We start from the raw sequence: 26,340 nt of genomic DNA on the forward strand, positions 1-26,340 counted from the left end.
GAGCGTTGTCGCCTTAATACAGAGCTTCGGCTGTATCACTTTATGGCTCAGGTTTATCAGGAAACCGGGGTTAATTTTTCAATTACTGAAAACTTAAATTATGCACCAACAGCACTTCCAGTTTATTTCTCATATTATCGCCGCCGTCCGGAAGTCCTCTTCCGCTACACCCGACAGTTAAACCTTTCACGCCACCTCGGGTGTTTCGCACCAGGCCTTCACGCTCATCCCACGCAGAATCATCAGCCAGGCCATGACGATGGCGACCATCATGATCGCAAACAAGGACCAGTGCGGCAGGTTGGTCAGGATAATACCGGTGATCATCGGGTTTGCCGCCGCGCCGAGCCAGCCCAGCGCCTGGGCGGAGAAATAGCTCGCCTTCATTCCCGGTGGGGCAATGTTGTCGATCAGCATGTATTCACCCGGCGCATAGATAATCTCCCCCAGCGTGAAAATGGCGGCAGCGATGCCCCAGTAAACCAGGTTTTCCCCGGAGAGCATAAAGCCGCCCAGCCCCAGGATAAAAAACAGGGTGGCGAGGGTCATCAGCGGGCGAATATTGCTGGCTGAGATCTTGCGGCCCAGCGCATATTGCAGCGTCACCACCACGGCGGCGTTGACGGGCAGCACCACGGCGACCACCTTTTCGGCGAAATCACTGTCCGCATCCGCGGCCAGAACGTATTGTGAAATACAGCTCGCGAACGACCCGCCCACGTACGACGCCAGCAGGCCAGAGAGCGTGTACCAGAACAGCGCGCGGTCTTTCAGCAATACTGACGGCTGCCACGGCGTCCTCTCCTCTGCGGTATCTAACGCCACGCTTTTCTGTACAAAGAAATGGATAAAGCCCAGCGGCAGGGCGGCGCAAAAGGCCGCCAGCCAGAACGGCAGCTGCAGGCTGTACATCACCAGCAGGGTGCCAATCGGCGGGCCGACCGTCCAGCCAATGTTCAGGAAGCTGTAGTTAAGCGAGAAGACCCGCGCCTTCTGGCTGGAGGTGAGTACGTCAGAGAACCAGGCTTTCAGCACCGTCGAAAAAACGGAGTAGGCGCAGTTGATCAGCGCAAAGAACAGAACCACCAGCGTGACGTTATTGACCAGCGGGATCGCCATAAACCCGGCGATAAACGCCGCGATCGCGATCAGCATGTAGCGTTTTTTATCAAACTTATCGGCCAGAATGCCAAATCCCAGGCTAAATACCACGCCAATGGTCAGCGCCACGGTCAGGGCATAACCAATATTTTCGACGCTCATGCTGTAGACGCGCGTGAGATAAATGGTCATGAACGGCAGCGTTGCCCCTCTACCGATGGTTAACAACAATGACGATGCCAGCAGCGCTGCGGTTGAACGCCTGAGAGATGGTTTCATATTCCTGCCCGACAGTTGCTTCTGCTTTTATTAAATGTGTGTTAACAGGATTACCATGACCTAAGGGGCTTGTATAGCACCGGATTTATCCCTAAGTGCTTCAACTGCCTGCCAGAATTAATGATCTTCTCGCAGCGTACTTTTTCTGCCACCTTGATTCGTTAACAAATTATTAATAATTCAGGGCGGGGTATGACGCGTAAAGACAGGCTGCTGGCTTTGCTGGCGGTAGCAGTATGGGGGGTTAATTTTGTGGTCATCAGGACTGCGCAACATGCCGCTGCTGATGCTGGCCGGTATCCGTTTTATGCTGGTCGCCTTCCCGGCCATCTTCTTTTTGGCGCGTCCAACGATCCCCTTTAAACTGCCGCTGGGCTACGGTCTGACCATCAGCTTTGGCCAGTTCGCGTTTCTCTTTTGCGCCGCAGAGCGGGCTCCCCTTCAGAGAACATGCTGCGCTGATTAAGCAATATTACGGTTACCATGAATTTGGCAATTTTTCACGGTCTTTTCGCCTGAAGCGTCTGCTGTATACCCGGGCCTGGCTCAGTAATGAGCGACCCGGTCTGATGTTTGATAATGCGGTTGCCGCCGGCGCCGCACTTTTTAGAGGCCTTCTGAACGATCCCCATGACGAGCTGCTTTGGCCGGCTGACCGGTTTCGGTGGACCGCTGGCCTCAACCCCCCGCACATCACCGTTTGGTAAGGTTTACAGCTGGCGCGGATGCAGCAGGCCCTCGGCAATTTTATCGATGCGTAATCCCCCGGCGACGCGCGGCGCTTCGCCCGGTTACCAGGCGATGCCCGTCGGGACCTGAATCGGCGGCAGTAAAAAACGTTGAGCTTCGGGCCGTTGCGGGTCGGCCCCGATCTGTTTCGCCGGATCCAGCGCGGCGCCATTATCGCAGGCGGTCAGACAGAGCGGCAGCGCCAGCAGCGGGCGCAGGTGACGCGAGCAGCGACTGATGGCGCCTCCTTATCGATGGCGGGCAGCGGTCGCCACATCCAGATGGGCTATCCGTAACGCCACCACCGTCAGGGTAGAGAGCACCACGCCGGCAGGCACCACCGCCCGGGCGTCACGGCTGTGGATAAAGGCATGAATGATCGCCAGCCCCCTGACCAGCGCATTGAGCCAGAAACGGCGCCGCTGTACCACACTGTGCTGTACTGCCCGCCCCGGCCATACCTGCCCGAGGCTCATCAGCCGGGGGGTCGCCGCCAGCAGCAGCGCAAAGACGATCAGCCAGCTGGCTGCCTGAGTCCAGAACGGTTGATAGCTAAACAGATAGCGGGTGTCACAGATTAGCGCGGCGGTGAAGCAGCCCAGCGGCAGCGGAGTAAACAGCGCGTAGAGCGCCGGTCGCCAGAGCGGCGGCGCGTAGGGAGTCACGGCCATTAACATTCTCCTTTTAAACGCCACGGCGGACCCGGCCGCCCGGCTGTAAAAGGTTAGTAAGTTTAATGTATTTTGCGAATTATCCCTGCGCGGCCGTCGGCGGACAGCACTGGCGCACCAGCCGCAGCAGAAACGTCACCGCCGGCGCCAGCAGCGCATCGTTAAAATCGTAACGCGCATTGTGCAGCGGGGCCGACGGCGTGTGGCCGTCCGCCCCGATCCAGAAATAGGCGCCGGGGCACTGCTCAAGCAGACAGGCGAAGTCCTCCGACGCCATCGATGGCGTAACGTCCCAGCGCAGCGGCCAGTCGGCCTGCTGCGCGGTGGCCTTCACCTGCGCCGCCGCCGCCGCATGATTGTCGGTTACCGGATAGCCCGGATGCCAACGGAGCGCGCCCTCAACGCCTGACAGGGCGCTTTGCGCCTCGACAAACTGGCCAATCAGCGCCCGAACCCGGTTACGAACCGGTTGTTGTAAGCAGCGCAGCGTCCCCTTGAGCACCACCGTTTCCGGGATCACGTTAATCGCTTCGCCGCCGTTGATTTGCGTCACGCTGACCACCGCAGACGCGGTTGGCGCCAGCCGACGGGACGGAATGGTTTGCAGCGCCATGATCAGCTGGGCGGCGGCGACAATGGGATCGGCGCCGTTTTCCGGCATCGCCGCGTGGCAGCTTTGGCCCGTGAGGGTTATCTCAAAGGGATCGAGCGAGGCCATCATTGCGCCCGCATTCAGCGCCACCTCGCCCAGCGGCAGGCCGGGCCAGTTATGCAGCGCATAGATGGCGTCCATGGGAAAGCGGCGGAACAGCCCTTCTTCAACCAGGCGGCGGGCACCGCCGAGATTCTCTTCCGCGGGTTGGAAGAGAAAATGCACCGTGCCGCTGAACGCGCGCTGCTCGCTCAGTTCCCGCGCGGCCGCCAGCAGAATCGCCGTGTGGCCGTCGTGGCCGCAGGCGTGCATCACGCCGGGGTGCTGCGAGCGCCAGGGCGCTTCGCCCAGCTCTTGGATCGGCAGCGCGTCCATGTCGGCACGCAGTCCGATCGCCGGTCCTGGACCGTTCTCCAGCGTGGCCACCACGCCGGTGCCCGCCAGCCCTTCCGTCACCTGCAGCCCCCAACTGCGCAGCCTGGCCGCGATGCGCTGGCTAGTGCGATGCTCCTGATACCCCAGTTCGGGATAGCGGTGAAAATCCTGACGCCACGCCGTGACTTCGGCCAGACGCTCACGGGATAGGGACATAGTGACTCCTTGCCGTTCCGGCTGCGTTAACTCTTGCCAGCTTAACGCGTCGCGGCCAGGGATGCCAGGCGGGCGGAAGCACGGCGGGAAGATCCCGCCGTGGGGGGAATTACAGCTCGGTGACCACCGCCTGCTCGCGCAGACGCGATTTCGGCAGCGCAGCGTTAAAGTCGCTCTCGCTGCGATAGCCAACGGTCATCAGCACCAGGCTACGCAGGCCCTGCTCCGCGAGGCCGAACTCGGCGTCGACGGCCGCGGTGTCAAAGCCTTCGATCGGCGTGGCGTCCAGCCCCAGTGCGGCCGCGCCCAGCAGGCCGGATCCCAGCGCCAGATAGACCTGCTTTTCCATCCATTCACTGACGTCACCCGCCTCGCGATGGATATTCACAAAGCCTTTACGCACCTGATCGGTCGTCGCCTCGGCGTCCGGTTTGGCAAAGCGGCCGTCGGCAGCTTCCTGCGCCAGGATATCCGCCAGGTAAGCGTCGGTCAGAACGCGACGCACGCAGAATACCACCGTGTGTGAGGCATCGCGCACTTTGCTCTGATTGAAAGCAAACGCATCGCCTACCGCGCGGGTCAGGCGCGCTTTGCCGTCGTGGCTGCCCACCAGCAGGAAGTGCCACGGCTGCGAGTTCACTGAGGACGGCGCGTAGCGCAGCAGCGCCATCAGCTCATGCAGCGTCCCCGGCGGGATGGTTTTGCTGCTGTCATAGGATTTGGTGGAGTAACGCTCCAGGCTCAGTTTTTTCAAATTCATTCTGCTCTCCGGCAATCGGTTTTATTAAGCTATAGGTTACGATATCAGTTTAATTGTCTCTAACGCACTTCGTGCCCTGCCGGCTCTGCCGTCAGGGAGCCAGGCGCGCTGCCAGCGCAGTAATATCGCTGGCGACCAGATCCGGCTGAGGAGCAAGGGGATAGCACGCCTGCCCCGGTCTGGCGATAAAGGCGGTCTTCAAACCGGCCAGCCTGGCTCCCCCTATGTCCCAGCCATGGGCGGCAATCATCATGCATGCGGCGACAGGGCTGCCCATCTGCTGCGCCGCCCAGTGGTATACGCGCAGGGCCGGTTTATAAGTATTTAGCGTTTCAACGCTGAGAACCGCGGTGAAAAAGTGCCCAATCCCGGCAGCGCGCAGCTGCTCCTGCGCCAGCGTAGCGGAGGAGTTGGTCAGCGCGACCAGGGTATAGCCACGCTGGCGCAGGAGGGCGAGCCCCGGCGGTACATCGGGATGGACCGGCAGCGTGGCCAGTACGCTAGCAAGCGGGCGGTCTGCCGCCGCCAGCGATACCCCGTAGCGCTCCGCGGTCATCTGCAGTACCGCCTCGGCGATATCGCCAAAGGGGTGCCAGCAGCCGGTCACGCTATCGACCAGCGAATAGTGCAGTAGCGACGTAAACCAGACGTCGGCCAGATCCGCCCTGCCCCCCAACCTTTTCCCCACGCTGGCCTTCAGCGGTGCGGTATCCAGCAGCGTTTCATTGACGTCAAAAAAGAGTACCCCCGCGGTTTCTGATACTTCACGTCTCTCTGTCACCTTCCCTCCGGAACGCCGTCTGTTGAGTTAAGTGCCGCGCGGTTAGCGGGCACGATAAGCCACCGGGCGTGACCGGCGGGTTCGGGCAGGCGTCCGTAACGGTCGTGAAGCCCGCGCCCGCCCAGGAATACCGATGTCCGGCGGTGAGTCAGGCCGCGGCAGCGTTAATCTTCGTAGTGTAGTTCCTGCGGCTGAGCGGGAATGATCCCTGCGTCCAGCGGTTCGTCAGTGAGGCGCTCGGGCCGCGTCAGGGCCGCCAGCTCCACGGGCGCCAGCGGTCGCAGCAGCGCACGCTGCTGCTGCAGTGCACGCTGCCGGGGACACTGACTGCCCGGCTCGCGGCTGAACGCGTGTTCGACGCTGGCTAACGCCCGCGTGGCCGAGGGGAGAAAGTGTTGGCTGGCATAGCTGTCCACCGATAGCAGGCTGACCAGCACGGCATAGTTGACCACCACGGACGCCACCAGCGTGAGACAGGCGACGGCCACGAGGCGCGGAGTAAAGGGGATGTGCTGCGGACCGGGGAGCGGCGGAACATCGACGAACGACGGTGGCGGGATGGCTGCCGCTTCCGCCTCGATGGGCACGCTGTGCATCGTCACCTGAACGGTTTCCGGCAGCAAAAAACCGCGCCGCGGAACGGTTTTGATGATCTCCTCGCCGCACTCCCCCAGTTCGCTAAAGGCTTTACGCAATGCGTAAATCACGCCATGCAGCGTATTGTTGGTCACCGCGATGCCAAACCGTTCCCAGGCATACTGACAAAGCTCGCGGTGCGCGACGATTTTGCCCGGGTTTTCCAGCAGCAGCTTCAGACAGAGCGCGGCCGGCGCGCGCAGGGTGAGGCGCTGCCCGCTGGGGGGATGGATCAGCGTGTTATCGGTTATGTTAAATGTAATGCACTGATTAATGGTGAAGGTTTTATTCATGCTGTTCGCCGTCTTAAGCGCGCCATAGGCCGGTAAATGGGTTAAACACGCCAGGGAATGGCGCGTGCGCCCGATAATGCATACGACAGAGCCGGCCCGCTAGAGGAAGCAGGCCGGCTCGATTGATATACTATATCATAACGAAATGGCGAATTACCAGGCGGGAATCGGATCGGGATAGTGTTGCCAGAGGAGTGGCCCGGCCGCCATTTCCACGTCGTTAAGCAACGCCGCGTCCAGCGCCGCCCGCAGCGCCGCCTCATCCATTTGCTGGCCAATAAACACCAGCTCCTGACGCGCATCTCCGGGCCCCTCCTGCCAGACCTCGTGGATCATCGCCAGGCTCTCGGGGTCTTCTGGCCACTGATCGTCCGGCACGCTGGCCCACCACAGCCCTGCCCGCCCCTGCCGCGCCATGCCACCGGCCTGGGACCAGCTGCCGGCAAACTGCGGCCGGCTGGCCAGCCAGAAGTACCCTTTGGAGCGCACGACGCCGGGCATATCGTCGGAAAACAGCGCCCAGAAACGCTGAGGATGAAACGGCCGGCGCGCGCGATACACAAAACTGCTAATACCGTAGGTGTCGGTCTCCGGCGTGTGGCTGCCGCGCAGCTCTTGCAGCCAGCCGGGAGCCTGCGCCGCGGCGTCAAAATCGAACAGGCCGGTGTTGAGCACCTTCTCCAGCCCAATACGACCAAACTCGGTTAGCTCTATGCGCGCGCGCGGGTTCAGCCCCTTCAGCAGTCCGACCAGCCGCTCGCGCGTTGCGGCATCGATCAAATCGCATTTGTTAACCAGCAGCACATCGCAAAACTCGACTTGCTCAATCAGCAGGTCGACCACCGAGCGATCGTCCTCTTCGCCGAGCGATTCGCCACGCGACTGCAGCGAGTCCTGAGCATCGTAATCGCGCAGAAAATTAAAGCCGTCAACGACAGTCACCAGCGTATCGAGTCGCGACAGCGACGAGAGCGAGCGGCCCTGCTCATCGCTAAAGGTAAAGGTTTCCGCCACCGGCAGCGGTTCTGAAATGCCGGTAGATTCGATAACCAGCTGGTCAAAGCGCCCTGACTCCGCCAGCTGCGCCACCTCAACCAACAGATCCTCCCGCAGGGTACAGCAGATGCAGCCGTTACTCATTTCGACCAGTTTTTCATCGGTGCGCGACAGCGCGGCCCCGCCGTCACGCACCAGGCTGGCATCAATGTTCACTTCGGACATATCGTTGACGATCACCGCCACCCGTCGCCCCTCGCGATTGTGCAGAATGTGATTTAACAGCGTGGTTTTACCGGCGCCCAGAAAGCCGGACAGAACGGTGACGGGCAGGCGAGTATCGCCGGAAGCAGTGTGAACAGTCATAAGACCTCCTGAATTTTGTCATGTTATAACATAACAAACATCAGGGCGAAAGGCGTTCGCGGCTTGACGGTGCGACGGGGGAGGAAAACGCGGCGGCGAGGCAGCTGGCTCAGGTGCCGGACGACACCTGAGCGACAGCCATTACACGACGGTGGAGAGCAGCAGCGTGCCGGCAAGGCCGCAGAGCGCAATGATGGTCTCCAGCACCGACCAGGACTTGATGGTTTCACCAATGGTCAGGTTGAAATACTCTTTGAACAGCCAGAAGCCGGGATCGTTCACGTGCGAGAAAATCACGCTGCCGGAGCCCACCGCAATCACCATCAGCTCCGGGCTGACCCCGGTGGTGGCAATCAGCGGCGCCACGATCCCGCCGGCGGTAATCGCCGCCACGGTAGCGGAGCCCAGGGCGATACGCAGCACGGCGGCGATGGTCCACGCCATCAAAATCGGTGACACGTTGCTGCCGTGCATCAGGCTGGCAATGTATTTATCAACGCCGCTCTCGACCAGCACCTGCTTAAACGCCCCGCCGCCGCCGATAATCAGCAGCATCATGGCGATGATTTTGATCGAGCTGGAGAGGGTTTCCATGACCTCGTCCATGCTGCGGCCGCGGTTAAGACCAAAGGTAAAGATGGCAATCAGCACGGCGATCAGCGTCGCCATGACCGGATCGCCAAAGAACTCCGCCCACGGCAGCAGCGCGTGACCGGCGGGCAGGATCATCTCGGCAACCGCGCGAATGGCCATCAGGATAACCGGCACCAGCGCGGTCCAGACGCTAACCGCGAAGCCGGGCATCTCATCATCGCTAAAAGTTTTCGGGTTCCACAAGCCCGGCGGCACCGGCTTATCGATGCCCTTCAGGCAGCGGGCAAATACCGGTCCGGCCAGAATCACCGTTGGAATACCCAGCAGCGTACCGTACAGCAGGGTTTTGCCCATGTCGGCGTGAAACAGCGTGGCAATGGCGGTCGGGCCCGGGTGCGGAGGGAGAAAACCGTGGGTCACCGACAGCGCGGCGGCCATTGGCACGCCGACGTAAAGCAGTGGAATGCGCGCCGATGCGGCAATGGTGAACACCAGCGGCAGCAGCAACACAAACCCGACCTCATAGAAGAGCGCAAAGCCGACGGTGAAACCGGTCAGCACCACCGCCCACTGAATGTGCTTCACGCCAAATTTATCGATAAGCGTTGTGGCGATGCGCTGGGCACCGCCGCAGTCGCTAAGCAGCTTGCCGAGCATCGCGCCAAAGCCCATGATCAGCGCCAGGCTACCGAGGGTTGAGCCTACCCCTTTTTTGATGGCGGCGATCACCTCATCCACCGGCATTCCCTGCATAATTCCCACGGCCAGCGCCACCAGAATCAGCGCAATAAAGCCGTTCAGCTTCAGGCGAACCATCAGCAGCAGAAGCAGCAAAACGCCGACGGCAACAATAACTAATGGCATCTCTTTTCTCCCCGATCGGCTCACGCATGCGCGCAGCGACCCGTTGTTATCTTTGTCTGTGGCGGGGGGCGTCTGCGGCGATGTCAGCGTCAGAGGTGCAGACGCGGGTTCCCCAGCCGCGCAGTGTTACCGGTATCATGATACGGGTAACATTCACCGCAGGGGAATGGTGACAGCGGGGGAATTTCGGTTTTTGCGATGACGATCACGCGTAACGCGGCTGCAGGCTCGCGGTTATACGCTGGCGCCCGGCAGCAGCGTAAAACCGAGATCGATGGCGGATGAAGTGACAGCGTCACCCTTCAGGCGGGCCAGCAGCAGTTCGGCGGCGACGCGCCCCATCGCTTCGCGCGGCGTGAGCACGCTGGCGAGCTGCGGATCCATCGCCTGGCCGGGATCGAGGCCGTGAAAGCCGGCCACCGCGATATCCTGTGGTACCCGCAGGCCGCGACGCTGACAGGCATAAATGGCGCCGATCGCCAGGTCATCATTGGTGCAAAATATTGCATCGGTATCGGGATACGCCTGCAGGGTTTGCGCCAGTAGTTCCGCGCCCAGCGAATAGGAGGAGGCGCGTTCGGTCAGGGTACTGCGCGGGGTGAGTCCCGCTTCAGTCATCGCCTCGGCGTAGCCCTGCTGTTTCAGGCGCGTGCGCTCGTCCAGCCGCGCACCGTGATACACCACGCACCGTCGCCCTTTGGCCAGCAAATAACGCGTCATTTGGCGTGCGGCCTCCACGTTGTTAAAGCCAACCGCCATATCCAGCGCCGGCGAGGCGCTGTCCATCACCTCCACCACCGGGATCCCGGCTACGTCAATCATCTTCAGGGTGCGCGCCGTATGCTGCCGCTCGGCAAGGATCAGGCCGTCGATGTTCCACGACAGTAGCGAGGTCAGACGCTCCTCCTCACGCTCCGGGCTGTAGCCATAGTGCGCCAGCATGGTTTGATAGCCGTGGGAGTCCGTGACTCCCTCGACGCCGCGCAGCAGTTCAGCGAATACCTGGTTGGTGAGGGAGGGCAACAGCACGCCAATGCAGCGGCTGGTGGCGTTAGAGAGAATATCCGGCGCCCGATTGGGAATATACCCCAGCGTCTCCAGCGCCGCGGCGATGTTGTCGCGCAGCGCGGCGGACACCAGGTTTGGGTCGCGCAAATAGCGACTGACGGTCATTTTAGTGACCCCTACCAGGTCGGCCACATCCTGTAACACCGGTCTTTTTTTCTTCATCGGGGTTCACGCTTCAGTTACATGCCGCGAGTGTAGCACACTGGCACGCGGCGGCGATCAGTCAGCGCAGGTACCGGTAACGCGCGCGATGGCCGCCTGCGCCTGGGCAATCACTTCCTCCACCGGCACCGAGATATCCAGGGCGATGACGTCAGGCTCATCGGCGCCCGGCGCTTCCAGCGTGGCGAACTGCGTTTGCAACATTTGCGGTTTAAAAAAGTGGTTTTTACGCGCCTTCATGCGCGATTCGATCACCGCGTAATCCCCTTTCAGCCAGAGGAACGTCAGGTTGCGGCTATCCTGACGCAGGCGATCGCGGTACTGACGCTTCAGCGCCGAGCAGACCACCAGCGACACCGGCTGGGTGCGCTGCATGGCGTAAATCGCGTCGTTGATTTTTGCCAGCCAGGGAGCACGGTCGTCGTCATTCAGCGGTTCCCCGCGCGCCATCTTATCGATATTCGCTCGCGGATGCAGAAAATCGCCGTCGAGAAACGCGGCGGAGAGGCGGCGGGCCAGCTCGCTGGCGATCACGGTTTTACCGCTGCCGGAAACGCCCATCAGTACAAAGGCGTGGTGAGAGGATGCAGACATGGGGAACTCCTGTCAAAACCACAACCCGACCATCAGGTTGTTACCGGTAACATTATCGGATTTCCCGCGGTCAGCAAGCACGATACGCCGCCGTCGCTTCATTTTGTGATGAACTTCAAAAAAAGGGCGCCCGCCCGGGCGCCCATCAGCCGAGCTTATTCGAACCGCCAGGCCACGTTCAACCCGACGCCCCAACTGCGGCCGGGCGAGGGTTCAAAATAGCGACCGTTACTTTCGTTAACGATAACCGAACCAATAAACTGCCGATCAAACAGGTTATCCACCCGAGAGTAGAGATCGACCTCCAGCTGCTTCACCAGCCAGCGGTAGCCCGCGCTGGCGCCGGCAACGGTATAAGAGGGCGTTTTGACGCTGTTGGCATCGTTGGCCGCGATGCTGCTCATATAGCGCGCGTCAATACCGGCGTGGAATCCGGCGGCCGGCGCATAGCCCAGCGTGGCATAGCCCATATTGCGCGCGACCCCGGGGATGCGGTTGCCAACCGGCACCTCTCCTTCGCGGTAGGTCGCATCCAGCCAGGTCCAGGCCGCCTGCAGGCGCCAGTCGGCGGGCAGCGGCTGATCCAGCGACAGCTCCAACCCGCGCCGACGGGTTTCACCGGCGTTTTTGTAACTGGTGCGGCCATTATCACTGCCGTCGACGACAATTTCGTTACGGGTATCGGTCTGGAACAGCGCGGCCGTATACAGGCCGCCGGCGAGGCGGGCTTTACTGCCCACTTCCAGCGTATCGCTGCTCGCCGGCTGCAGGCCGCTGTTCAAGCCGGTGCGATCATCGCTGCGGTAGGAGAGCTCGTTAATGGTCGGCGTTTCAAAGCCGCGGCCGGCAGACACGTACGCATTCCAGTCCGGCGTCAGCGCGTACTTCAGCGCCGCCACCGGCAGCCAGCGATGGTAACTGGCCTCGCCGCTGTCGTCGCCGTTATTCGCGGTGATATAGCGATCGTTGGAATCAAACCTGACCGTGCTGTAGCGCAGCCCCAGGTCGAGGGACAGCGCGGAGGTCAGCGCCCAGTGCGTTTGCAGATAGGGATCGAGGTTCCACATCCGGTTACGCTCATCGCGACGCAGATTGCCCTGCTGTCCCAGCTGCTGCTGACCGTTGACGGTGACAAAGTTCTCGTAGCCCTTACGCTGTTCGGTCATCGTTTCAAAATCCAGACCGCTGGTGACGCTGACCGGGATGCTCAACAGCGTATCGCGGTGGGTCCAGCGAGTGTCGACCCCCTGATAGTGGCGCGTTAAATCAATCACACCGCCCGCATGGCCGGGCCTTTGCTGCACCACCGCCGGAATCGACTGAAACTGGGTGGTTTCGCGCTCCCCGGCCCAGCCCATCACGCTCACCTCGTCCTGCTCGCTGAGTTGCCGCTGCCAGCGCAGGCCGGCCTGGGTTTGGGTCAGCTTTTTGCGCGCGTTATACAGGGTGACGTTGCTGGCGACCTGGCGCGGATCGTCACGCCACTGCGCTTCGGTCAGGCCGCCGGGATCGTTGGCGTTAATATCGACGCGGTTAAACAGCAGGGTCAGGCTACTGACGTCATCAATTTGCACCCCGAGTTTAGCGTTGCTGAGGTTTTTGCGCGCCCCGCTGTGGTCGCGCCAGCCGTGGGTCGTCATGCGGGTAGACGAAACCAGATAGTGCATATCGCCGGGACGATCGCCCTCACCCAGCGCGCCGCTCGCTTTTGCGCCGTAGCGCCAGGTTCCGCTACTGCCGCCGTAACCGCCAACCGACAGCGTTGCCGGCGCGCGGCCGGTTTCGCTCTCCACGTCGATCACCCCGCCGGAAGCGTTGCCGTACAGCGCTGAAAACGGCCCGCGCAAGACCGTTATCCTGTCCGCAGACTGAAGATCGATATTGGAAGTCTGCCCCTGCCCGTCCGGCATGGTTGCCGGGATACCGTCCACGTAGATGCGCACGCCGCGCACGCCAAAGGTGGAGCGCGATCCAAAGCCGCGCACCGACAGTTGCAGATCCTGGGCAAAGTTTTGCCGGTTCATCACCTGCAGCCCTGGCACTACGCCCAGCGTTTCAGAAAGGTTAATTTGCGGCTGAGACGTGCGCAGGGTTTCGCCGTACACCACGCTGACCGCGGCCGGGGTGTTCAGTTCAGACAGGCCGCTGGCGGCGGGACTGGCGCTGACCACCAGCGTATCGTCGGCCGCCGCGTGAGCGTATGCCAGCGGCGCCAGCAGGGGCAACAGCAGCAGTGGAGTGCAAGAGTCAGGTTTTTTCACGATGTGTCATTCTGTGTTAATCAAGGTGCGAATAGTAATGATGTTAGTGTCTTTTGCAATGCTTTCCAGCGAATAATGAACCAAACGGTTCGCCTGACGCCACGGGCGATCGCGCGACCAGTCGGAGAATAGTTACTCATTTCAGCCCTTATTCCACCGTTTGCCCGGTCGCAGGCTGCCCTACAGTAGTCACATTTGGCTTAAGTCTCACGTTGAACGGAAAAGGCAGGCTTGTGGCAACAACATTCTTACGCAGCGGGCCGCTGGCCCCGCTCCAGGCCCTGGGCGAAAAGGGTCGTCCGGTGTGGCACTACGCGCTGCAAATCCGTGAAGCATTGCGGCTGCGTCATGCCGAAGCGTTAGCCAACGTGCTGGCCATCCCGCAGTCGCACGACGCCGGCGATCGGCTGGACTGGTACGCACCGGTGGCCGGCAGCGCCATAAGCTGGCAGGCCGCCAGCGCCGCCGAGCGACAGCAAATGCTCCGCCAGCTGGAGGCCTTTCAGGAGGGCGTGGCGCAGATAATTAGCCGCGCCCGCCAGGCCGACAATCCCACGCTGTGCCTGTTTGCCGCCCTGTTGCAGAAAGCCCGCCACTTTCCCGATCCGCAACATGTCTGGCTGGTGAATGGCCAGGCGGTGATCACCTGTTGGGGATTCCTGCGCCAGCAGGCCAAACCGCACGGCGATCCGCTGGCCTGTTTACGCCTGGCTCCGCCGGCGGCGTGTTCGCATTCCGCAGGGGCGATTCCGCTGTCGGTACTCGATGAACCGCTGCCGCCACCGGCGTCTGCGGCCACCGCGTTCCCCGCGGCGCGGCGCCGCCGCGCCGCGATACTGGCCGGCGTGGCCGCCGCGGCGCTGCTGTCCGGCAGCGCCGGCTGGTGGCTGACGCGTCCTGCGCCTGCACCTGTACCGCCAGCCTTCGCCATCGCCCCCTTTAGCTTGCCGCCGCTGACGCTCATCCTGCCGCTCGGTACGGCGACCGTGGTCGCTCCGGCAGCGGCGATACAGCCCGCGCCGCCGCGCACGCTGCCGGCGCACGCCCTGCTGATGCCCGAAGCGTCGGTTCGCGCCGGCTCCGTCAGTTTTCTTAATGGGCAGTGGCGCGTGAGGGTAGAAATGACTCCGACGCAGATCGGTCGTCAGCCGGTGCTGCGCTATGCCTTTACCCGCGGCACCGGCACCGCACGCATCACCCTCGCCGATGGCGTCAGCTGTCGCGGCGCGGTGCAGAGCGGGCTGATGCCCTCCGGTGCGCTGGCGATCAATACCCGCGCCCCGGCCCGCTGCAGCGATGGCAGCCGCTACCGCCTGCCCACCATCAGCTGTAAGGCCGGCGCGGGCGACGTTGCCGACTGCAGCGGTGATTTTGGCCAGCAAACCGTACTGCCGTTAACCATTACCCGAGAGACGCGCTAATGCTATCCCCGCTTTCCCCCCCGCCGGCGTCGCTGACGCTGATTGCCGACAGCGGCATCCAGTTTGTCGATTTCACCCTGATGCTGCCGGCGGATGATGAGCGCCAGTTTGTCCGTCAGAGTGCCAACGGTCCGCTGCTGCGGCTGCAGCGCGAGGGCGAGCCGCCGCGCTGGGTGCTGTCATCAACACCCCAGGCGCCAGCGGAGGTGGTCAGGCCCGAGCTGGGCCTGTCGCTGCGGCAGTCGTTGGAACGCTATCAGGGCTGCTGGCTGCCGCTGCCGCTGCTGCGCGTTGATCCATCGCGCGCGCTGAGCGGCGGTCCGGATAACTGGGCGCGCGTGCAGGTGACCGCGCAGGACGCGACGGCATCCGGCGGTGCCACCCACCGCGTCTGTATCGCCCTGGATACCGCGCTGCTCAGCAGCGAGCACCATGGCCCCTGCGCCGACGACGTCACCAACGGCACGCTGTTTTCTCTGGCCTGGCGTAACGAGGAGCTGACCCAGTTTCTTGACCACACCTGGGTGGACGGCTGGCTGCGCGAGGCGTTCAGCGCCGGCGACAATGGGCTGCGCAGCGAAGCGCAGCTGACCCGTGCGCTGAAGCTGTTTGAATATCAGGGCCACTATCTCAATCTGCTGCAGTTACTGGCCGAACAGCTGCCGCTGCCGTCGGTGCGCCTGACCGCCCGCAGCGAACTTGCCCCCAGCATCGCCGTGGATCTGGTGCTTGACGTCGGCAATTCGCATACCTGCGGCATTCTGGTAGAGGAGCACGCCGGCGACAGCGACGGGCTGCGCCACGTCAGCGAACTGCAGCTGCGCGATCTCAGCGCGCCCCATCAGCACTGGAGTGGACTGTTTGATAGCCGAACCGAGTTTGCCGAGGCGCGCTTCGGTAAGGCGCATTTCTCGCGCGAGAGCGGCCGCGAATCGGCGTTTGTCTGGCCCTCGCTGGTAAGAACCGGGCACGAAGCCAGCCGGCTGGCGCGCCAGCGTGAAGGCCGCGCCGGCGCTACCGGGCTCTCCAGCCCGCGCCGCTACCTGTGGGATGACGCGCACTTTACGCCCGGCTGGCGCTTTAACCAGCGCGGCGAGGAGCCGGAGGCCATCGCCGCGCCGCTGATGATGCTTATCAACGATCAAGGCACGCCGCTCGACGCGCTGCCGCCGGAAGCGCGCCTGCCGGTATTCTCCGCTCACTACAGCCGCAGTTCGGTGATGACCCTGATGCTCAATGAGCTGCTGTGTCAGGCGCTGATGCAAATTAACAGCGTCGGCCACCGGCTGCGGATGCGGCAGAGCGAACAGCCCCGCCGCCTGCGTCACATTATTCTTACCCTGCCTTCGGCGATGCCGAAACCGGAACGCGAATGTTTCCGGCGCCGCATGCAGCAGGCGATTGCGCTGCACTGGCAGTGCATGGGCTGGTCCGCGGATCGCATCCCCTGTCCCGAGGTGCAGATGGAGTGGGATGAGGCGACCTGCGGACAGATGGTCTGGTTATACAATGAAATTCAGGTCAACTTTGCCGGCCGCACCAACGCTTTCTTTCACCATCAGGCGCGCCCGGATAAGCCGCCAGAGGAGGCTGGCAGCCTGACCGTTGCCTCGATTGATATTGGTGGCGGCACCACCGATCTGGCGATCACGCACTACCAGCTGGCGGAGGGTGACGGTCAGACCCGGCGCGTCCACCCGCGGCTGCTGTTTCGCGAGGGGTTTAAACACGCCGGCGACGATATTCTGCTGGACGTGATTCGCCTGTGCGTACTGCCGGCGCTGGAGAGCCATCTGCAGCAGTGCGGCGCGGCGGATGCGGCCGGTCTGCTGCGCCGCCTGTTCGGCGATGGGCAGCAGGCGAACGGCCTGGCGGCAATGCGCCAGCAGCTGACGCTGCAGCTGTTCATCCCGCTGGGGCAGCAGCTGCTCAGCGCCTACGAGCGCTGGGATCCGCTGGATGCGCTGGCGGAGGTAGAGGCCACGTTTGGCGCGCTGCTGCCGCAGCCGATCGCCGCGGCGCTAAATCAACAGATTAATGCAGAGATAGCCCGCAATCTGCCCGCCGGCGACGCCCCCTTTGCGCTGCTGTCCACCCCGCTGGTGGTGCGGTTAGCTGACCTGCACGCCCTGTTTCTGTCGCCGGAGCTGCGCATTACCCAGAGCCTGCGCGCGCTCTGCGAGGTGGTGGCGCTGTATACCTGCGACGTGCTGTTGCTGACCGGTCGTCCGGCCTGCTTTCCCGGCATTCAGGCCCTGTTTCGCCTGATGCAGCCGCTGCCGGTGAACCGCATTCTGTCGCTGGAGGGCTACCACACCAGCAGCTGGTATCCGTTTCAACACCGGGGGCGGATCGCCAATCCGAAATCGACCGCGGCGGTGGGTGCGATGCTGTGTCTGCTGGCGCAGGATCTGCGGCTCGGCCATTTCTGGTTCAACGCCGGTGATTTTCAACCCTATTCCACGCTGCGCTACCTCGGTCCGCTCGGCGCCGACGGCTTGCTCAGCGATGAAGCGATTGGTCTGGCAGAAATCGACCTGGACAGCACCGACTACCGTACCGACAATCAGCGGGAAATCGTGATGCACGGCAACCTGTGCCTCGGCTTTCGTCAGCTGGATAATGCCCGCTGGCCGGCCACGCCGCTCTATCAGTTAACCCTTGCCGATCCGCGCCTCGCGCGGCGGGTCGCCAGCGACAGTGCGCTCTATGTGCGCCTGCAGTCCGACTGCCCCGCCGGCGAGCGCACACCGGAGGGGTTCCGCCTCGCCAGCGCGCGGTTTGGCGATGGCACGCCGGTGGCGACCAGCCAGCTGCGCTTGACGATGAACACCCTGGCGGGCAGCCTGCAGGGTGAAAACCACTACTGGATCGACAGCGGGAGCCTCTACGCGTCATGAAACTGACCGTCTATCAACGCCAGGCGCAGGCCGTGGCACACTGCCTTGATCGGGCGCAGCAGTGGCTGACCACGCCTGAGGTACAGCCGGTGCTGGCGCAGGACGCCGCGTTTCTTGCCACGCAGCTGCAGCTGGCGAGTGGCCGCGCTGCCGCCCTGCAGGAGGCGGCAGCATCGCCCTGCACCCTCGGCATCGTGGGCCAGAGCGCGCGCGGGAAAGCGGCACTGCAGCAACAGCTGGTGAACGTTGAGGCCCACTGCCAGCCCGCCCTGCAGCCGCTGTCGCGCAGCCGCGCGGCGTCGGTGCGCATCGGTGGTCGCGACCAGCAGCGGGATGACGAAGTGGCGCTGACGCTGCTCTCCGCCGCCGAACTGTTCGCGACCCTGGCCGCGCTGGCAACGCCAGGCCCGCTCGGCGAGCAGGTGGCGGCCTGCGAAGCGCGCCTTGAGCGCGCGCGGGCGCGCGCGCAGCCGCAGCGGGTTGACGGCATGACTGCCGCTGACGTGGCGCATCTGTGGCAGCTGCTGCGGCTGATGGGCCTCAGCGCCCCACAGCTCGATACCGTTTTCTGGCCGGAGGCGCTGCGGCTGGCGCCGCGGCTCCCTCCGGACGATCGGCTGCGGCTGTTTGCTCCGCTGTGGCGCGAGGAGGGTGAATGCCAGCGGCTGGCGCGGCTGGGCCTGGCGGCGCTCGATTTACTGAGCCAGGCGCCGCGCGTATGGCTGCCGCTGTCGCTGTTCGCCGACGGGGACCCGCTCGCCCTGCCGTCGCGTCAGGATGACGCGACGATCGTCCTGACGCCGGTGATCCGCGACCAGCGGGCGCAGGCGCAAACCCTCAGTCGCGAGGAGCTTAGCCTGCTGGCGGCGGAGCTGCAGCTACCGCCGGCCACCCCCCATCCCGCCTGGCACGACGATCCGGTCGATGTGCTGCTGTTTCCCGCGCTGGGCGCCCCCTTTGACCTGCCCGGCGAGGCGGGGCTGCCCACCCGGCTGGCGCAGGCAAAAAGCCGGATGCTGCTGGCCCGCGCCACCGCGCTGCAGCAGTGCGATCTGCTGCTGATCGCCACCGCCGCCAGCCAGCGGGAGCAGGCGATGATCGCCGCGCAGGCGCTGTGGCAGTGGCTGGAAGAAACCTGGCCTGCGGCCGCGCCGGCGGCGGGTAAACCGGCGCTGCTGTGGTGTTTGAGCCGCTGGGATCAGCGCGCGATCGACCGGGTCAACTTTGATGGTGCAGTACAGCGGGCCGCCGGACAGCCGGGCGAGAGCTGGGGCACGATGCTGACCAGCTCGGCGCGCGACCGGGAGCGAATGCTCAGCTGGCTGCAGAGCCTGCTCTGCCCGGCGCTGCGTCTGACGCGACTGGCCACCCGGCTGGATGCACTGCGCGACGACGTGCGCGAGCGGCTGCTGCGGCCCTGGCTGGATGATGAGACCGCCCTGTCGCTGCCGCACAAGCAGCAGCTGGCGCGCGCGCTGGTGAGCGGTCTGCAACGTCAAGCCAGCCAGCACGGCGCCCTGCTTGAGAGTCTGCAGCCCGGGCGGGACACCCTGCGTCAGTGGTGGCTGCAGCGTCTGACCCGCCATTCCTACGGCGATCAGACGGCCACTTCGGCGCGCGACTGGGGGCTGGATCTCGATCTGTTTGCCGCTTCGCCGGCGGCGGAAACGCCGCGGCAGGCGATCGCCTGTCCGCAGGAGGCCGCGCCGGCGCTGGTGCAGCTGTGGACCCACCACCTGCGCCTGCTGCCGGATAATCGTCCGCTGCTGCTGCAGCTGGGATTAAGCCGTCGTGAGATGGCGCAGCTGACTCAGGAGTGCCTGACGGCGATTCAGCGCCTTGACCTCAGCGGCCAGCTGGCTCAGGCGCTGGCGCCCATTCCGTCACGGCAGGATAAACAGCACCTGGCCGAGCAATCCGCGCAGAGTGCGGCGGCGGTGATGGGCGACTTTGTCGCCTGGCTGGGTTTCCAGCAGCGGCCGGGTTACGCGCGGCCGACCAGCCGGGTGAATACCGGGCAGCCCATTTTTAGTCGGCCACCGGCGCAGGCGCAGCGATGGCAGCCCGGCAAGCGCCTGACGCGGCTGGATGCGCGTCCGGTGAACACCACTGCACACTATATTTATGACTGGCTGGTGGCGCTCAACGCGCTGATTGAAGAGAATGCGGGCTTCCGCGCCGCGCCGCTCAGTCCGGAGGCGCGCCAGCCCCTTTGCCAGCTGATAGCCGCGCTGGAACCGCCGCGAACTTAACTGACCATCACCGTCAGCTCGCCGGGCAGCGCCAGCTCCGCGTCAAACCACAGCGCCACCAGATCATCGAACGTGCCATCATCGGCGCGTTCGTGGAGGTGGCACAACCGCACTTCGGCCGGAAGCGGCAGCATGCCGCTGGTTACGGCATCCCACAGCGCGTCCAGGTTGTCGCCAAACGTGTCCGGCAGCGACCAGTCGCGGCGACACTGCTGGTAAACGTCGGCCATCGTGTCCAGATGGCGAAAATCGAAGGTGTATGTTTGCATCGGTTACTTTACCGCCTCCACGTGTCGATAGTGATCGCGGGTGAGATAGATCAGTCCGTCGGTCGAGTACAGCAGCCGCTCAGCACCGCGACGACCACAGCGGTAGTTAATGTCCGCTTCAAACCACTGCCGGCCCGCCTTCATCGGCAGCTGCTGCTCGCGGTTACCAAAGCGATCGCCGCCGATAGCTTTGCCCGGTAGCACTTCGCACAGATTACCGGCGCGCGCATCCCAGCCGGCGGCGCGCGCTTCGCGCTTGGTGACATAATAGTCCGGCAGACGCCGGTGCTGACGAAGGTAATTCACCACCTGTACTTCAGCCGTTAATGCATCCGCCAGCTGGGCGCCGCGGGCGTTCTCAGTCGCCGGAGGGAGCGGATCCTGGCGCAGCCAGATGCCTGCCAGAATGGCCGCCACTACGGCCAGCGCGATGATCAGTTTACTGTGTTTCATGCCTTTCCTCATTCAGCACGGAAATACCGCGTTTTTTTTCCGCAAGGGTTTTCATCCCTGCGCATATCACCGACAATAGTGTGACTTAGCGCACGATTATATCGTGGCACGACATTCAACCAGAAGCGCCTGCCGATGTTATCAAATACTGTCTCCCGAAAAACCGCCTGGCTGCGGGTTGTGATGCTGGCGCTGGCCGCCTTCATCTTTAATACCACCGAGTTTGTTCCGGTTGGTCTGCTGTCGGATATCGCCGCCAGCTTTTCGATGCGGACCGCCGATGTGGGTATTATGCTCACCATTTACGCCTGGATCGTCGCGCTGATGTCGCTGCCGCTGATGCTGCTGACACGCCATATCGAGCGGCGGCGGCTGCTGATTGGCCTGTTTATCCTGTTTATCCTCAGCCATATGCTGTCGGTGGTGGCGTGGAACTTCTGGGTGCTGGTAACGGCGCGCGCCGGGATCGCATTTGCCCACGCGGTCTTCTGGTCAATCACCGCTTCTCTGGCAATTCGCGTTGCGCCGGCGGGGAAAAAGACCCAGGCGCTGAGTATGCTGGCCACCGGGACCGCGCTGGCGATGGTGCTTGGCGTACCGATTGGCCGGGTGATTGGCCAACTGCTGGACTGGCGGACCACGTTCGGCGTAATTGGTTTCGTGGCGCTGCTGACCCTGCTGGCGCTGGCGCGGCTGCTGCCCACGCTACCGAGTGAACACACCGGCTCACTGCGCAGCGTACCGCAGCTGTTTTCCCGCCCGCCGCTGGTTGGCATGTATCTGCTGACCGCGCTGGTGGTTACCGCACACTATACCGCCTACAGCTACATCGAACCCTTTATGCAAGGCGTGGCCGGCATGAGTCACAACTTCACCACCCTGCTGCTGCTGATTTTTGGTTCAGCGGGGATCCTTGGCAGCCTGCTGTTCAGCGCGCTCGGCCAGCGGCGCCCGGTGGCGCTGCTGCTGGGCGCCATTGCTACCGTTGCGGCCTGTATGCTGCTGCTGTACGCGGCTGCCCCCCGGATGCCCGCGATCGTCACCCTGTGCGTGCTGTGGGGCATGGCAATGATGACTATTGGCCTGACTCTGCAGGTGCGGGTTCTGGGACTGGCCTCGGATGCTACCGACGTGGCGATGTCGCTGTTTTCCGGGATCTATAATATCGGTATTGGCGCCGGCGCGCTGCTCGGCAACCAGGTCAGTCTTCATCTGCAGATGGCGCAGGTCGGCTACGTTGGCGGGGTGCTGGGGCTGGTGGCGCTGCTGTGGTGCGCCTGGCTATGCCAGCGCTATCCGGTGCTGCGTCACATCCAGTAGGGCATTCGTCGGCGCGCGGCCGCCGCGCCAGATAGCGCTGGAGCCTCCATACCAGTAGCAAATTCACAACGCTCAGTACAGTAAGCAGCACCAGCAGCAGGCTGGCGCTGCCGTACGTCAGCAGCGCGCCCACCGCCAGCGGCGTTAGCGCTTGCCCCAGCAGCGCCGGGCGCGCAATCCGCCCCATTACCCGCGCATACTGCGGCTGGCTGACCAACGCCAGCGGCAGCGTGCCGCGCACGATCGCCCGCAGGCCGTTACCGGCCCCGTACAGCAGCATACTCAGCGCCGCAGCGCCCGGAAACAGCGCCAGCACGGCTAAACCACTCGCCACCAGACCAACGGAAAACCCGGTGGCCCACAGCGGGTGATGCTGGTGAAACAGCCTGTCCAGCACCCGCGCCGCAACCTGACAGGGACCGGGTATGGCCGCCAGCGCCAGCGCAGCACTGAGGCCATAGCCGCCCGCCTGCAGCAGTGCGATCAGCTGCAGCGAGACGGCGGTCATCACCACGGAAGCGAGGGTAAAAATGGCGCTCAGCAGCCAGAACAACGCCGGGGCAATATCCGCGGGCGGCGGCGCGCGCAGCGGCGGGACACGCTGACGCGGCGCAGCGGGCGGCAGCGCCCAGAGGGTGGCCGGCAGTACGCACAGCAGCAGGATCGCCGCCCAGATCAGGCACCCGCCCCGCCAGCCGCCCCAGTGTAAAAAGAGCGCGGTGGCCGGCCACACCAGCGAAGTACAGAAGCCGGAAATCAGCGTAATCCCGCTGATGGCCCGCCGCGCCGCCGCGCCGTACAGCGTGCCCATAGTGGCGAACAGCGGATCGTAGAGGCCCATCGCCATGCCGATCCCCAGCAAACACCAGGCCAGCAAATAGAGCGGCAGCGCGTGGCTGAGCGCCAGCAGCAGCAGCCCGCAGGCCATCAGAGGGCCACTGGCGGCCAGCACGCGACGGCCGTGGCCGGCGGCAATGGCCAGGCCGATCCGCGGAGACAGCAGCCCGGAGAGGGCAATCGCCAGCGACAGGCCGCCGTATACCCACTGCGCCGACCAGCCGGTATCGGTCACGATTGGCGTCGCCAGCACGCTTAGCAGGTAAAACGATCCGCCCCAGCTCAGGATCTGTATCAGGCCGAGCACGGCTGTGTGGCGCGCTGCGGGAAGGTGAACGGATGCGGTCATGGTAACAACGTGAAAAGGTGTGTGCTGGCGAGCATAGCAACTGTCAACGAAAATGTCAGGCGGACGGCGCCGCGCAGGCCGCCAACCCGAGCGACAGGTGACCACGATGCCAAGGCGAGATAGACGCTGAAAAGCGTAACCACACGCAAGGCGTGCATGTTGCTGCCCCTTCCATACGGACAGCGCGTCTCACTGATAACATGGCGCATACGGGGAGCATAGCCGTTAGCCTTGATGCTACCGATATCTACCCGGTTAGGGTTGAGAAAGCGGGCCAGCTTTACGCCGATTGGGGTCAGCCCCATCGGTCTTCGTCCCCGCGTCGAACCGCCGGATAAGGCTGCTGCCCGGCACCTTCACCGGCACAGAGCCGCTCCTCTGCGTCTGCCGCCCGATGCTGCTGACGCAGGCTTTCACCTGCGCCTCTGTCTCACTGTCGTTGAGTGGATAGCCCGGCTAATAAAGGTCAAACGGCCGGGAAAGATGAGTGTGACCACCCTGCCGGCGGGCGTTGTCCGGCCAGGCGCACTTTTCATCCTTCCTTTGCGCACGCTGTTGCCAGTGCCTCGCCGACCAGGCCGGCGCAGCGGGCCGGCGCCAGCCGCAGACAGTCTGTGTTCGCCCGCCAGTACCCCGTGTTATCAAAGAGCTGCCCCACCGCCAGCGATATCTCCCCGATCGGCACCGGAGGATTTTTTGCGCGGCGGTGAATGCCGGCCTGGTGAGTGCGTCGCCGATAATGTCATCGCGGTCGTAGCCGGTGTCGTCCGGCATACCATTTCATCGTCAGCCATGAAAAATCCCTTAAATATGCACGATAAGATTTGCGCATTACCCATCCTCCGTGATGTTTAAACCTGCTCGCAGGAAAAGCATCCTGACGATACAGCTGTATCCGGACAGGAAGCCTGCACGTTCGTTGGCACGGGCGTCGTCGACAAATACGCATACCTACGGCGCAGAGAGCCGTAGCCGCCGCGTTTGTCTGCCAATGGAGGCGGCCAGCGGCACAAAAAAGCCGCCGCGCATGGGTAAGTGCGCGGCGGCGAGCAGAGGGTCGATCTTTATCATTATCAGATCGCTACATTAGATTACTACGCGATTGCGCGTCTGCCGATCGCGGAGGCTGTCCAACGGGCACGGTACGTTGACGCACCGTGTCGGTCAGCGATGCCGGAATCGCCGTCAAAAATTGCCCGGCCGGTAACAGGGGAGCGCTGCCGGAGACCATCGGCGCGGCGGGCTCAGGATCACGGATGCTGGCGATATCCTGCTGCGCGACGGCCTGCGCGGCGACGAACAGCCATAATCCTGTCGCCGCCAGCCATGACGAAGTCATTTTGCCTCCCGGTCGACCGCGATCAGTTATACAGCTCAGCGGTGCCGTAGAGGCTGTTGTCACCGACCGCGGAAGTGATACGGTAAGCTTTAGCACCCGCCGCATCGGCTTTTGCCGCCAGTTTTGCTTCCAGCGCGGTCAGATTGGCGCTGTTAATTTTAGCACTCACCACGCCGACAGGCTGCTGATCGGACGGCGCTGCGTTTAGCTGGTCAGCGGCGAAAGCGCTCGCGGACAAACCGGACAGAACCAGTGCAGCCAGAGTCATTTTCAGGGTATTCATCGTCTCTTCCTTATCATTCAATTAGCAGGGTATGGGCGTCGCCAACCATTAAGTTAACGATCGATAGGTAAAGGTTACGCCTCAGCGTGATCTGGATCAACTTTATTTTCCTAACAGTCGTTATATAAAAGAGCAGAAATTAACCCTATCAATAAGTTAACGGATTGACTTGCGCACGAATTGCTTAGCCTGCTACGTCATTGCCCCCTTTCTGGCCAGGACGGTTGCATTTTATTTAATGATCGGTAAGTTAACAGAACCCAATGATTAAGGAGGCGATGTGAGCGATCAACCACCCTGCCTGAAAAAGAATCGCGGTCGGCCCAAGACTTTCGATCGTGATGCCGCGCTGGATAAAGCGCTGGCCCTGTTTTGGCAACACGGCTATGAGGCGACGTCGCTTGCGGATCTGGTCGCCGCAACCGGCGCCAAAGCCCCCACGCTGTATGCAGAATTCGTCAATAAGGAAGGGCTGTTCCGCGCCGTGCTTGAGCGCTACATGGAGCAGTTCGCCGCGCAGCGCGATGCGGCGCTCGACTGCCCGGAGCAAAACGTCGCCGACGCCATTGAGGCGTTTTTCCGCACCACCGCCGCGTGTTTTAGCGACGGTAAGACGCCGAACGGCTGCTTTATTATCTGTACCTCCACCGCGCTGGCGGCAAATTCTGCGGAGGTGGCCGAACTGCTGAAATCCCGCCATCGCGCGCAGGAAGAGGCGCTACTGCGCTTTCTTACTCAGCGTCAGCAGCGGGGAGAGCTGCCCGCCAAACTGGCGCTGGCGCCGCTGGCCGAGTATCTTGCCTGCCTGCTACAGGGGATGTCGGTGCGCGCGCGCGAGGGGGCCAGCACCGAGGCGCTGAACCGCATCATCGATCTGTTTATGCGCCAGTGGCCGCTGTTGACTCAGCCCTGATCCTGCCAGTGCTCCCGGGTTAACCGGTACCAGACGTGTTCGCGCAGCGGGTGCAACTCCGGCACCCGGGGGTGCTCGAACTCCCCCTGTTGGCTCATACCGCACTTTTCCATCACCCGCCGCGACGGGTGATTGATTTTCGCTGTAAAGGCGACCACTGCCGGCAGCGCGAAGTGGGTAAAAGCCTCGGTCAGTACCCGTCCTGCCCCCTCGGGCGCCAGCCCCTGCCCCCACGCCTGCGGCAGCAGGCGCCAGCCAATTTCAACCGCGGGCGAAAAGGGCAACCGTTCCGGCGCCGGATTCAGGCCAATAAAACCGATAAAGTCGCCGCTGTCGCGCCGCTCTACCGCCCACAGCCCCCAGCCATATTCCACGAAGCGCTGGCGGATCACCGCCAGCATCTCTTCGCTTTGCGCCGGCGTCATCACGTCGGGAAAAAAGCGCATAACGTCGGGATCGGCGTTCATCGCGCTGAAAATCGGCAGATCGTCCTCACGCCAGCCGCGCAGCAGCAGGCGAGGCGTGGTGAGTTCGCGAGGGGGCTCACAGAGCGGCAACATGAGGTCGCGGCCGCTCACTCTCCCGGCTCCCCGATGGCTAAAATCA

At 63.1% G+C, this 26,340-nt stretch carries 22 protein-coding genes and 3 pseudogenes; 7 read left to right on the forward strand and 18 right to left on the reverse strand.

Annotated features, from left to right (window positions below):
• Nucleotides 1–186: 186 nt before the first annotated feature.
• Nucleotides 187–1,380: an efflux MFS transporter YdeE gene (gene ydeE / locus BS626_RS07720; protein WP_075181798.1), complete on the reverse strand. Its 1,194-nt coding sequence runs from the start codon at nt 1,378–1,380 to the stop codon at nt 187–189.
• 192 nt (nt 1,381–1,572) lie between these two features.
• Between ydeE and BS626_RS07725 the strand changes: the two are divergent.
• Together BS626_RS07725 and BS626_RS19055 are read left to right on the forward strand one after the other, a co-directional pair.
• A pseudogene (locus tag BS626_RS07725) lies at nt 1,573–1,804 on the forward strand (O-acetylserine/cysteine exporter); the annotation flags it as partial.
• Between the two features lie 19 nt (nt 1,805–1,823).
• Nucleotides 1,824–1,970: pseudogene (locus BS626_RS19055) on the forward strand (DUF4158 domain-containing protein); the annotation flags it as partial.
• Here the strand turns inward: BS626_RS19055 and BS626_RS18790 are convergent.
• From BS626_RS18790 to BS626_RS07780, 11 genes and pseudogenes are all read right to left on the reverse strand, one after another.
• Nucleotides 1,959–2,327, reverse strand: a pseudogene (locus BS626_RS18790) (sorbosone dehydrogenase family protein); the annotation flags it as partial. The pseudogenes BS626_RS19055 and BS626_RS18790 sit on opposite strands and share 12 nt — an antisense overlap.
• Before the next feature lie 30 nt (nt 2,328–2,357).
• Nucleotides 2,358–2,780 (reverse strand): DUF2231 domain-containing protein, encoded by a 423-nt coding sequence (locus BS626_RS07735; RefSeq protein ID WP_075181799.1) that lies wholly within the window; start codon nt 2,778–2,780, stop codon nt 2,358–2,360.
• Nucleotides 2,781–2,859: 79 nt separating this feature from the next.
• Complete coding sequence (locus BS626_RS07740; protein WP_075181800.1) at nt 2,860–4,023, reverse strand: M20 aminoacylase family protein; 1,164 nt, start codon at nt 4,021–4,023, stop codon at nt 2,860–2,862.
• A 109-nt stretch (nt 4,024–4,132) separates the two neighbouring features.
• Complete coding sequence (gene nfsB / locus BS626_RS07745; protein WP_075181801.1) at nt 4,133–4,783, reverse strand: oxygen-insensitive NAD(P)H nitroreductase; 651 nt, start codon at nt 4,781–4,783, stop codon at nt 4,133–4,135.
• Between the two features lie 91 nt (nt 4,784–4,874).
• Nucleotides 4,875–5,564 (reverse strand): haloacid dehalogenase type II, encoded by a 690-nt coding sequence (locus BS626_RS07750; RefSeq protein ID WP_075181802.1) that lies wholly within the window; start codon nt 5,562–5,564, stop codon nt 4,875–4,877.
• 164 nt (nt 5,565–5,728) lie between these two features.
• Entirely contained in the window at nt 5,729–6,493 is a 765-nt protein-coding gene (locus BS626_RS07755; RefSeq protein WP_075181803.1) for a winged helix-turn-helix domain-containing protein, read from the reverse strand.
• 153 nt (nt 6,494–6,646) lie between these two features.
• Nucleotides 6,647–7,855 (reverse strand): zinc metallochaperone GTPase ZigA, encoded by a 1,209-nt coding sequence (gene zigA / locus BS626_RS07760; RefSeq protein ID WP_075181804.1) that lies wholly within the window; start codon nt 7,853–7,855, stop codon nt 6,647–6,649.
• A 141-nt stretch (nt 7,856–7,996) separates the two neighbouring features.
• Complete coding sequence (gntT, locus tag BS626_RS07765; RefSeq protein ID WP_075181805.1) at nt 7,997–9,313, reverse strand: gluconate transporter; 1,317 nt, start codon at nt 9,311–9,313, stop codon at nt 7,997–7,999.
• 234 nt (nt 9,314–9,547) lie between these two features.
• Entirely contained in the window at nt 9,548–10,543 is a 996-nt protein-coding gene (gntR, locus tag BS626_RS07770) for a gluconate operon transcriptional repressor GntR (RefSeq protein WP_075181806.1), read from the reverse strand.
• 57 nt (nt 10,544–10,600) lie between these two features.
• Entirely contained in the window at nt 10,601–11,137 is a 537-nt protein-coding gene (gene gntK, locus BS626_RS07775; RefSeq protein ID WP_075181807.1) for a gluconokinase, read from the reverse strand.
• Nucleotides 11,138–11,292: 155 nt separating this feature from the next.
• Nucleotides 11,293–13,401 (reverse strand): TonB-dependent receptor, encoded by a 2,109-nt coding sequence (locus BS626_RS07780; RefSeq protein ID WP_075181808.1) that lies wholly within the window; start codon nt 13,399–13,401, stop codon nt 11,293–11,295.
• 230 nt (nt 13,402–13,631) lie between these two features.
• Here BS626_RS07780 and BS626_RS07785 point away from each other — a divergent pair, with 230 nt between their 5' ends.
• Genes BS626_RS07785 through BS626_RS07795 form a run of 3 tightly spaced genes read left to right on the forward strand, consistent with a single transcriptional unit; the run spans nt 13,632 to nt 19,971 of the window.
• The gene (locus BS626_RS07785) at nt 13,632–14,819 is read left to right on the forward strand and encodes an SrfA family protein (RefSeq protein WP_075181809.1); all 1,188 of its coding nucleotides are present in this window, start codon (nt 13,632–13,634) and stop codon (nt 14,817–14,819) included.
• A complete protein-coding gene (locus tag BS626_RS07790) occupies nt 14,819–17,719 on the forward strand; it encodes a virulence factor SrfB (protein WP_075181810.1) in 2,901 nt (966 codons plus the stop codon). Before BS626_RS07785 ends, BS626_RS07790 begins: the two co-directional genes overlap by 1 nt.
• Entirely contained in the window at nt 17,716–19,971 is a 2,256-nt protein-coding gene (locus BS626_RS07795) for a virulence factor SrfC family protein (RefSeq protein ID WP_075181811.1), read from the forward strand. The genes BS626_RS07790 and BS626_RS07795 overlap by 4 nt, the downstream gene beginning before the upstream one ends.
• Here BS626_RS07795 and BS626_RS07800 read toward each other — a convergent pair.
• On the reverse strand, nt 19,968–20,240 hold the full coding sequence (locus tag BS626_RS07800) for a barstar family protein (protein WP_075181812.1): 273 nt from the start codon (nt 20,238–20,240) through the stop codon (nt 19,968–19,970). The two genes, BS626_RS07795 and BS626_RS07800, sit on opposite strands and share 4 nt — an antisense overlap.
• A gap of 3 nt (nt 20,241–20,243) precedes the next feature.
• Nucleotides 20,244–20,693, reverse strand: a complete 450-nt coding sequence (locus BS626_RS07805) for a ribonuclease domain-containing protein (protein WP_075181813.1) — start codon at nt 20,691–20,693, stop codon at nt 20,244–20,246.
• A gap of 135 nt (nt 20,694–20,828) precedes the next feature.
• Here BS626_RS07805 and BS626_RS07810 point away from each other — a divergent pair, with 135 nt between their 5' ends.
• Nucleotides 20,829–22,013: a sugar transporter gene (locus tag BS626_RS07810; protein WP_075181814.1), complete on the forward strand. Its 1,185-nt coding sequence runs from the start codon at nt 20,829–20,831 to the stop codon at nt 22,011–22,013.
• Here BS626_RS07810 and BS626_RS18115 read toward each other — a convergent pair.
• The 3 genes from BS626_RS18115 to BS626_RS07820 all read right to left on the reverse strand — a co-directional run bounded on the left by BS626_RS18115 (nt 21,895) and on the right by BS626_RS07820 (nt 24,821).
• Nucleotides 21,895–23,199, reverse strand: coding sequence for an MFS transporter (locus tag BS626_RS18115; protein WP_240494283.1), 1,305 nt, complete (start codon nt 23,197–23,199; stop codon nt 21,895–21,897). The two genes, BS626_RS07810 and BS626_RS18115, sit on opposite strands and share 119 nt — an antisense overlap.
• 1,081 nt (nt 23,200–24,280) lie before the next feature.
• The gene (locus tag BS626_RS07815) at nt 24,281–24,538 is read right to left on the reverse strand and encodes a hypothetical protein (protein WP_075181815.1); all 258 of its coding nucleotides are present in this window, start codon (nt 24,536–24,538) and stop codon (nt 24,281–24,283) included.
• Between the two features lie 22 nt (nt 24,539–24,560).
• A complete protein-coding gene (locus tag BS626_RS07820) occupies nt 24,561–24,821 on the reverse strand; it encodes a YdgH/BhsA/McbA-like domain containing protein (RefSeq protein WP_075181816.1) in 261 nt (86 codons plus the stop codon).
• A gap of 280 nt (nt 24,822–25,101) precedes the next feature.
• On the opposite strand from BS626_RS07820, the gene BS626_RS07825 reads away from it, so the two are divergent.
• Nucleotides 25,102–25,734 (forward strand): TetR/AcrR family transcriptional regulator, encoded by a 633-nt coding sequence (locus BS626_RS07825; RefSeq protein ID WP_075181817.1) that lies wholly within the window; start codon nt 25,102–25,104, stop codon nt 25,732–25,734.
• Here BS626_RS07825 and BS626_RS07830 read toward each other — a convergent pair.
• A complete protein-coding gene (locus BS626_RS07830; protein WP_075182094.1) occupies nt 25,725–26,294 on the reverse strand; it encodes a GNAT family N-acetyltransferase in 570 nt (189 codons plus the stop codon). The two genes, BS626_RS07825 and BS626_RS07830, sit on opposite strands and share 10 nt — an antisense overlap.
• Between the last annotated feature and the right edge of the window lie 46 nt (nt 26,295–26,340).

Origin of the sequence: Pantoea sp. 1.19 (assembly GCF_001922585.1) — a bacterium.
Lineage (GTDB): Bacteria > Pseudomonadota > Gammaproteobacteria > Enterobacterales > Enterobacteriaceae > 1-19.